We start from the raw sequence: 1,402 nt of genomic DNA, 5'->3' as shown, positions 1-1,402 counted from the left end.
CCACGTCGGCGGGCCGGTCGTCCGCCTCGGTGAGCGGCCGACCGGCGCCCAGGTCACAGGCCAGGCGCAGCGTGTCGGGGTCGGGGTCGGACAGGGCGACGTCCACGTCGCGGGCACGCAGCGCCAGTGCCACGGAGGTCCCGATGAGTCCGGTGCCGACCACCGTGACACGGCGCACGACGGGCCGGTGTCCGGCCCCGTCCCAGCTCTCGCCCACTGCTCTTCCGTCCTCCTACACGTGCCTACCCACACCAGACTACGGCCCATCCCGGAGGGAGCGCCCCCCGATCACTGCGCGATGTCCAGGCGCAACGCCTGCGCCCCGCGCAGGTAGACGTGCTGGACCTCCGACCGGGGGAGGTCGGTCTCCACATGGGCCATGAGCCGGACCACGCGCGGCAGGGCGTGCGGGACGTCGATCTCCGCCGCGCACATCAGCGGAACGTCGGCGAAGCCGATCCTGCGCGCGGCCAGAGCGGGAAACTCACTGGTCAGATCCGGTGTGGCCGTGAACAGGACGCTGATGACGTCGTCAGTCCCCAGTCCGTTGCGCCGCATCACCTCGGAGACCAGCTCTGCCGTGGCCTCCAGCACCTGCTCCCGTTCGTCCGCGTCGACCTGCACCGCACCACGGATGGCCCGTACCGCCACGTTCGTTCCCGTCTCGTCGTCCTACCTCGGGCCGTCCTCCCGAACGAGAGGACGGCGGCCGCCACCCCGGCCGGAGAGCTGGGGCGACGACCGCCGTCAACTGTATCTACAGGCCCGCGGCCTCGTAGAGTTCGCTGACCTCACGTGAGGTCAGCGATCGCATCGTGCCCAGTTTGAGGGCATTGAGGTCGATCGGGCCGACCTGGGTGCGCGCCAGGTCCGCGACCGGGTGGCCCACGGCCTCCATCAGACGGCGGACGATGTGCTTGCGTCCCTCGTGCAGGCGGATCTCCACCATGGCCCTGGGGTCGTCGTTGTCGACGATCCGGAAGGAGTCGACCTCGACCGGACCGTCCTCCAGCTCCACGCCCTTGCGGATCTCGCGCACCACACTGTGCGGGACCGGGCCCGGCACCTTGGCGATGTAGGTCTTGACGACCTTGTAGCGCGGGTGCGTGAGCCGGTTGGCGAGCTCTCCGTCGTTGGTGAGCAGGATGAGGCCCTCGGTCTCGGTGTCCAACCGACCCACGTGGAAGATGCGCTCGTCGGTCTGGCCGGTGTAGTCGGCCAGGGTCGGACGACCCTCGGGGTCCCACATGGTGCTGACCACGCCGCGCGGCTTGTTGAGCGCGAAGTACAGCTTGTCGGGAGCCGTGACGACGCGCATGCCGTCGACGCGGATCTCGGAGGCCTCGGGGTCGACCCGGGCACCGAACCGGCGGACGACCTGGCCGTCGACGCTCACGCGGCC

Annotated in this window: 2 protein-coding genes and 1 pseudogene; all 3 read right to left on the bottom strand. The window is 70.3% G+C overall.

The window, feature by feature from the left end:
- Positions 1–217 (bottom strand): annotated as a pseudogene (locus tag D471_RS0102775) (prephenate dehydrogenase); the annotation flags it as partial.
- A gap of 71 nt (positions 218–288) precedes the next feature.
- Positions 289–651 carry a chorismate mutase gene (gene aroH, locus D471_RS0102770; RefSeq protein ID WP_026127343.1) on the bottom strand — a complete coding sequence of 121 codons (363 nt, stop codon included), beginning with the start codon at positions 649–651 and terminating at the stop codon, positions 289–291.
- A 106-nt stretch (positions 652–757) separates the two neighbouring features.
- The coding region (locus D471_RS0102765; protein WP_017597214.1) for a pseudouridine synthase at positions 758–1,402 on the bottom strand (645 nt) is incomplete at its 5' end.

It is taken from the genome of Nocardiopsis lucentensis DSM 44048 (genome assembly GCF_000341125.1).
GTDB classification, from domain to species: domain Bacteria; phylum Actinomycetota; class Actinomycetes; order Streptosporangiales; family Streptosporangiaceae; genus Nocardiopsis; species Nocardiopsis lucentensis.
This window is presented reverse-complemented; position numbering and strand designations above follow the sequence as displayed.